The organism is Syntrophorhabdus sp. (genome assembly GCA_012719415.1).
Lineage (GTDB): Bacteria > Desulfobacterota > Syntrophorhabdia > Syntrophorhabdales > Syntrophorhabdaceae > Delta-02.
The window spans coordinates 1-6,721 of the sequence record JAAYAK010000009.1 but is presented as its reverse complement, the minus strand read 5'-3'; the positions used below and the strand labels follow the sequence as shown (position 1 = coordinate 6,721).

7 protein-coding genes are annotated in these 6,721 nt (G+C 56.9%); all 7 read left to right on the top strand.

The genetic code is table 11. The features are described 5' to 3' along the window. Nucleotides 1–132 precede the first annotated feature (132 nt). On the top strand, nucleotides 133–885 hold the full coding sequence (locus GXX82_00490; protein NLT21503.1) for a 3-oxoacyl-ACP reductase FabG: 753 nt from the start codon (nucleotides 133–135) through the stop codon (nucleotides 883–885). Between the two features lie 52 nt (nucleotides 886–937). Beyond that, nucleotides 938–2,047, top strand: coding sequence for a 6-hydroxycyclohex-1-ene-1-carbonyl-CoA dehydrogenase (gene had / locus GXX82_00485; protein NLT21502.1), 1,110 nt, complete (start codon nucleotides 938–940; stop codon nucleotides 2,045–2,047). Between the two features lie 31 nt (nucleotides 2,048–2,078). Further along, on the top strand, nucleotides 2,079–3,224 hold the full coding sequence (gene oah, locus GXX82_00480) for a 6-oxocyclohex-1-ene-1-carbonyl-CoA hydratase (protein NLT21501.1): 1,146 nt from the start codon (nucleotides 2,079–2,081) through the stop codon (nucleotides 3,222–3,224). A 64-nt stretch (nucleotides 3,225–3,288) separates the two neighbouring features. Further along, the gene (locus tag GXX82_00475) at nucleotides 3,289–4,059 is read left to right on the top strand and encodes an enoyl-CoA hydratase/isomerase family protein (GenBank protein ID NLT21500.1); all 771 of its coding nucleotides are present in this window, start codon (nucleotides 3,289–3,291) and stop codon (nucleotides 4,057–4,059) included. 9 nt (nucleotides 4,060–4,068) lie between these two features. After that, nucleotides 4,069–5,241, top strand: coding sequence for an aminopeptidase P family protein (locus tag GXX82_00470; protein NLT21499.1), 1,173 nt, complete (start codon nucleotides 4,069–4,071; stop codon nucleotides 5,239–5,241). Further along, the gene (locus tag GXX82_00465; protein ID NLT21498.1) at nucleotides 5,238–6,035 is read left to right on the top strand and encodes a sugar phosphate isomerase/epimerase; all 798 of its coding nucleotides are present in this window, start codon (nucleotides 5,238–5,240) and stop codon (nucleotides 6,033–6,035) included. The genes GXX82_00470 and GXX82_00465 overlap by 4 nt, the downstream gene beginning before the upstream one ends. Before the next feature lies 1 nt (nucleotide 6,036). Then, nucleotides 6,037–6,721, top strand: a 685-nt coding sequence (locus GXX82_00460) for an AAA family ATPase (GenBank protein NLT21497.1), incomplete at its 3' end; no start/stop codon positions are given.

Genomic DNA, 6,721 nt, shown 5'->3' with positions numbered 1-6,721 from the left:
CCTTAATATCAAGACTTTTTATCTTGACATAGCTCCCGCCTGAAAGATAATATTAAGTTTATAAAAATTTTCACAAATGAAGCTGCAGTACCCTTTAGAAGTTCAGAAAACGACGAAAAGGAGAGGGCCGTTATGAAGTTAGAGGGTAAGAACGCAATTGTAACGGGTGGCGGTAGAGGTGTGGGGAGGGCCATCAGCCTGGCCTTTGCCCAGGAAGGCGCGAACGTGGTCATCAACTACGCCGGGAACCAGAAGGCGGCGGACGAAGTTGTCGAGATGATCAAGGGGATGGGCAGGAAGGCGGTCGCCGTGAAGGGCGATGTCGGACAGGAGGCGGATGCCCAGAAGATCGTGGAGACCTGCGCCGAGGCCTTCGGATCGGTCCACATCATCATCAACAACGCGGGCATCTCCAAGCCTTCGATGATGCACAAGATGAGCGTGGAAACCTGGGATGAGGTCGTAAACGTCCAGATGAGGGGCCCCTGGCTCATGGCCAAGGCCGCGTCGAAGTACTTCATGCAGCAGAATTACGGCAGGATCGTCAACGTGACCTCCGTCGCCGGCGTGGTCGGCACCATCGGTCAGATCAACTACAGCGCCGCCAAGGGCGGGGTGATCTCCATGACCAAGTCGATGGCGCGGGAGCTTGCAAAATTCAACGTCACGGCCAATGTTGTTTCCCTGGGCATCGTCACCACCGAGATGACCCATACCATATCGACGGACGAGAAGCTCAAAGAGATCTACACGAAGCGTATCCTTCTCGGACGGTACGCGGACCCGGAAGATGTCGCACCGGCCTTCGTATTTTTTGCTTCCGATGACGCCCGCTACATCACGGGCCAGCTGCTGTGCGTGGATGGCGGTTACGGAATGACGTAAAAAATTGAGGGAGGTGATCTACGTTCACTCAAATATATAAGGAGGTGTTGTAATGGCTGATGTACCAAAAACAATAAAGCAGTGGCAGATGGTGCAACCCACCGTCTTCAACAGAGAGACGAAAGAGACGACCCCCGGCAAGCTCGAAAAGGCAGAGATCCCGGTTCCGGAACTGAAGGCAGGAGAAGTCCTGGTCGAGATCGCAGGCTGCGGCGTATGCCACACCGACCTTGGATACTTCTTTGACGGCGTTCCCACCGTCAGCAAACCGCCTCTGGCGCTCGGCCACGAGATAGCCGGCACCGTCATTGCCGGCGATCCCGCGTGGATCGGCAAAGAGGTCATCATCCCCGCCGTTATGCCCTGCAGACAGTGCATACTCTGCAAGACCGGAAGGGGCAACAGGTGCCTCGCCCAGAAGATGCCCGGCAACTCGATAGGCGTGTACGGCGGCTTCGCGAGCCATATCGTCGTTCCCACGATCGACCTGTGCCTTGTCCAGGACAAGAAGGGTTACAAGCTGGAACAGCTCGCCGTCGTGGCGGACGCCGTGACCACCCCGTACCAGGCATGCAAGAGGGCCGACCTTCAGCCCGGTGACAACGTCATCGTTATCGGCGCAACGGGCGGCGTGGGCGTGTACATGGCCCAGACCGTGAAGGCGCTCGGGGCGAAGACCGTCATCGGCATCGCCAGGAACCAGGAAAAACTCCAGAGGGCCCTGGGCTACGGTTGCGACTACGTTATCAGCACCCTCGACAAGACGAATAAGGACGTTGTAGGCGAGTGGAGAGGCATCTGCAAAGCCAACGGCCTTCCCAACACAGGCTGGAAGATATTCGAGGTCACCGGCTCCAAGGCCGGCCAGGAACTCGCCCTCGATCTTCTCTCCTTCGTGGGCAAACTCATTCTCGTCGGCTTCGGCATGGCGAAGAGTGAATACATGTTCTCGAAGCTCATGGCCTTCGACGCCGAAGTCATCGGCACCTGGGGCTGTCTGCCCGAGTACTACCCGATCGTCCTCGACATGGTCCTCAGCAAGAGGATCCAGATCGACCCCTTCGTAGAGGTCCGGCCGATGAGCACCATCGCGGCAACCTTCGAGGAGATCCACAAGGCAGGTTCACCTGCGAAACGCGTTGTGCTGACACCTGATTTTTAAGGTTCTAAACAAAAACTTTTAGGAGGAAAGTATGGGATTAGAATGGATGCCAAGAGAAAATGAGAAAAAAGACCATTTCAGGTTCACCGATCAGCACTGGGGAACGGAAGCCCCCTGCGTAGTGTATGAAAAGAAACCCTTGAAAGACAACAAGGGCAATGTCGTCCCCGGGCTGTACGTCGCGTGGGTCAGGCTCAACAACCCTTCACAGTTCAACTCCTACACGACCGAGATGGTCAAGGGCGTCATCGCCGGTTTCGAGAATTCATCCGTTGACCGCGAGGTCGTCGGCGTTGTCTTCACCGGCACGGGCCCCTTCGCCTTCTGCACCGGCGGCAACACGAAAGAGTACTCAGAGTACTACAGCAGACGGCCGGAAGAATACGGCGCGTACATGGAACTCTTCAACAACATGGTCGACTCCATCCTCATGTGCAAGAAGCCGGTCATCTCCCGCGTGAACGGCATGAGGGTTGCCGGCGGCCAGGAGATCGGCACCGCCTGCGACATCACCCTTACCTCTGACCTCGCCATTTTCGGTCAGGCAGGCCCCAGGCACGGTTCCGCCCCCGTCGGCGGCGCCTCCGACTTCCTCCCCTCCTACATGAGCATCGAAGATGCGATGTGGAGCTGCATCAGCTGCGAGATGTGGTCGGCATACAAGATGTGGTGGAAGGGCCTCCTCACCAAGGCATTCCCCGTCCTGAAAGACGACAAGGGCAACTGGGTACGGAACCCGCAGGTCATCACCGACAAGTTCTTCGACAACGGCGAGATCGTCTACGGCGAGAACAAAGCCGGTCAGGAGTTCAAGGATGCGCGGGCGTGGGTCGGCGAAAAACAGAAAGCCGGCGACGTCGACTTCTCCCTCCTGGATGGGGAGATCGACAGGATCATGTGGACCTACGCGAACCTCTTCCCGGGCTGCCTCATGAAATCCATCGACGGCATCCGCCAGAAGAAGAAATTCTTCTGGGATACCATGAAGAACGAGCACCGTCACTGGCTCGCCGCCAACATGGGCATCGAGGCCTTCCTCGGGTTCGGCGCGTTCAACACCAAGAAGATCACCGGAATGGACACCATCGATTTCATCAAGTACCGCAAGGGCGTCGCGGACGGCGTTCTCATGGACGATACCTTCATGGCGGAAGTTCTCGGCAAACCTCAGAAGTAGCGATGAGGAAAACTTTAGGGGGGAGCACATCCCCCCTATTTTTTTTGAAAGAAGGAGAACCATCATGGCTTTCACGCATATAGCATTCGAAAAGAAGAACAAGGTTGCAACAATCACCCTTAACGAGCCGCCCTCGAACTGGCTGACCATCCTTATGATGAGGGAGATCGTCGAGGCGATCATGGACGTCAAGAAAGACCCGACGATCCAGCTTCTCGTCTTTGATCACGCCGGAGAAAAGGCCTTCTGCGACGGCGTCGACGTGGCCGACCACACTGCGGACAAGGTCCTCGACATGATCGAGGTGTTCCACAGAATGTTCCGGCTCATGGAAGAGCTGGACTGCACGACGGTGGCGCTCGTCAACGGCAGGTCCCTGGGCGGTGGATGCGAGCTCATGGCCTTCTGCGACATCGTCATCGCCTCCGAGAAGGCAAAGATCGGCCAGCCCGAGATCGCGGTAGGCGTGTTCCCTCCCATCGCTGCGGCGTGGTTCTCGAAGATCATCGGCCTCAAGAAGACATACGAGCTTATCCTGACTGGCAAGATAATCGGTGCCAAGGAAGCTGAGGCGCTCGGTCTTGTGAACACCGTTCTGCCCGCCGAGAACTTCAAGGCGGAAGCGGAGAAATACATGGCCGATTTCCTCAAGCACAGCAGGCCCGTGGCAATGTGGACAAGGCGCGCCATCAAGGCAAGTCTCAACATCAACTTCCTCGAAGCCCTCCGGATGTCTGAGATCATGTACCTCGACGGCTGCATGAAGACAAAGGATGCCATCGAAGGGATAAGCGCATTCATGGACAAGAGGAAAGCGGTCTGGAAGGACGAGTAACCGTACCAGATGAAATACGCGCCGAAAGAAGAAATAGACGCACGCATCGCGAAGCTGAAGACATTAATGGAAAAGGCCTCTCTCGACGGGGCCTTTTTTCATTACAAAATTGACTACTATTACCTCTCGGGCACGATGCAGGACTGCCTGCTCTTCGTACCCCTCGACGGCGATCCGACCCTTTTCGTCAAGCGTGAGATCTCAAGGGCCCGCAGGGAATCGCCCCTTGGCAGCATCGTACCCTACCGGTCCGCCAAGGACATTCCGCAGCACGTGAAACCCGTGAAACGCCTGGGTATGCAGCTCGATGTCATGCCTTACAACGATGTGATAAAGTTCAGGAGCCTTTTCGGGAATGTCGAATTCGTCGACTCTTCGCCTCTCACAAAGGAACTCCGCAAACGCAAGTCCCCCTTTGAAATCGCCCTGATGGAAAAAGCCGCCGAGATCGGCAGGAAGGTGTACGCCCGCGTGCCGGAATTCCTGCGGGAGGGGGTAACGGAGATCGAGGTGGGAGGCCAGATGGAGGCCTACGCCAAATCGCTGGGCCACGAGGGCCTTCTGAGGGTCCGCTCACTGAATTACGAAGCCTACACCTGGCACATCCTGAGCGGCCGGACGGGCAGCATAGTCAGCCAATCCGATTCTCCCATGGGCGGGCTCGGCCTGTCCCCGGCATTCCCCGTCGGCGCCAGTTTCAAGAAGATACGGAGGAACGAGCCCATTCTCGTGGATTTCGGCATCTGCTATCACGGCTACCAGGTGGACCAGACCAGGATGTATGCCATCGGCTCCATGCCGGATATCTTTGTCGGGGCATACGACGCGTGCAGGGAGATCCATGACCGGGTGCTGGACAAGGTCGCCGAAGGATACACGAGCAAGGAACTCTTCGAATACTCAAAGGATCTCGGGGACAAACTCGGGTACGGGGAATACTATCTCGGGTACAAACCGCACAAGGTGCGGTTCCTCGGTCACGGCATCGGCATCGAACTGGCGGAGCTTCCCTATATAGCCGCCAGTCATACCTATCCCATAGAGGACGGGGCCGTCTTCGCGATCGAGCCGAAAATGGTCTTCCCGAAAAAGGGTTGCTGCGGATACGAGAACACCATCCACTACAGGAACGGAAAATGCGCGATAATCACCGATACCGATGACAGCATCGTTATCGTATGAAATACCTATTTTCCACAGGATGCCTGTACCATCTCCCCATCGAGGAGATCTTCGTCCTCGCGCGCGAGGGTGGGTTCGATGGCTGTGAGCTCGTCATAGACCAGCATTTCATGAGCGACGGTTACCTGGATCGGGTTCAGGCCTGCCTCGATATCCTTCCCGTTCTCAGCGTCCATGCCCCCTTTCTCAAGATGAAGAAGTGGGGTACAAAGATGGAGGAGTTGAAAAGAAGCATCGATATCGCCCGCGTCCTCGGGGCAGGCGTCGTCAATTTCCATCCCCCCGCGTGGCTGACGATGGAGATCGGCTTTGCCCGATGGCTGAAAAGCATCCAGGATTTCCAGAGGGAGCTCGATTGTGCCGATATCGCGCTCACCATCGAGAACATGCCCCGGGAAGGCAAACACCTCATGCTCACATCGTACATCCTCAATGATATCAACGATCTCGTCGCCTTCGGCGAGGAGCATAACCTTTATTTCACATTCGACACGACCCATCTCGCCAGCTTTGGCGGGGACATCATTGCCCCTTTCATAAAGGTCTTCAGGACGGGCAGGCTGCGGAACATCCATCTCAGTGACTCCGGTGAACATCAAAGCCATCTCTTCCTGGGAAGAGGCAACCTTCCCATCGCCAGGTTCCTGAACACGGTCCGAAGACTGGGTTACAATGGTACCCTGACCTTCGAAGTCTCCCCCCGGGAGCTTCCGAGGGCCAGGGAATGGCTCGTCAGGCTCATGGAGTACCAGCTCCGGCTGATCAAGCTGCACACAGGGGCTTCGGTGGTGTGACATGGCAAAAAAGACCGTCTTCGTTTGCTCCTCCTGCGGGCATGAAACCCTGAAATGGCTGGGTAAATGCCCCATGTGCCAGGGATGGGACACATTCAGGGAATTCGCACCAACGTCAAGGTCGGATGGCAAGGAACCACGCCGGCCCGTCATTCTTACCGATGAAGAGCTTGCCGACGAAGAGAGGATCGCGACGGGCATAGGAGAAATGGACCGTGTCCTGGGCGGCGGCATGACGATAGGGTCCGCCATCCTCCTCGGCGGCGATCCCGGGATAGGCAAAACGACGCTCTGCTTCGAGGTGGCCGCGAGGCTCACCGGGCTCGGCCTCAAGGTCCTCTACGTTTCCGGGGAAGAATCCCTGAAACAGCTCGCGTCCCGGAAAAAGAGGCTCAGGCTCACGGCGGACTTTGCCTTTCTCACCACCAATCACCTCGACGACATCCTCTCGGCGGTCAATGAGGAGCGCTACGCCCTCGTCATCGTCGATTCCGTCCAGGCCGTCTACAACCCCAAGCTCCCCATGCTGCCGGGCAGCATGGGCCAGGTCAAGGACGTATCCACACGGCTTACGATGGAAGCAAAGTCCCTCGACACCAGCCTCATCTTCATAGGCCACGTCACCAAGGAGGGTGTCATAGCGGGCCCCAAGGTGCTGGAGCACATGGTCGATACGGTCCTGTACT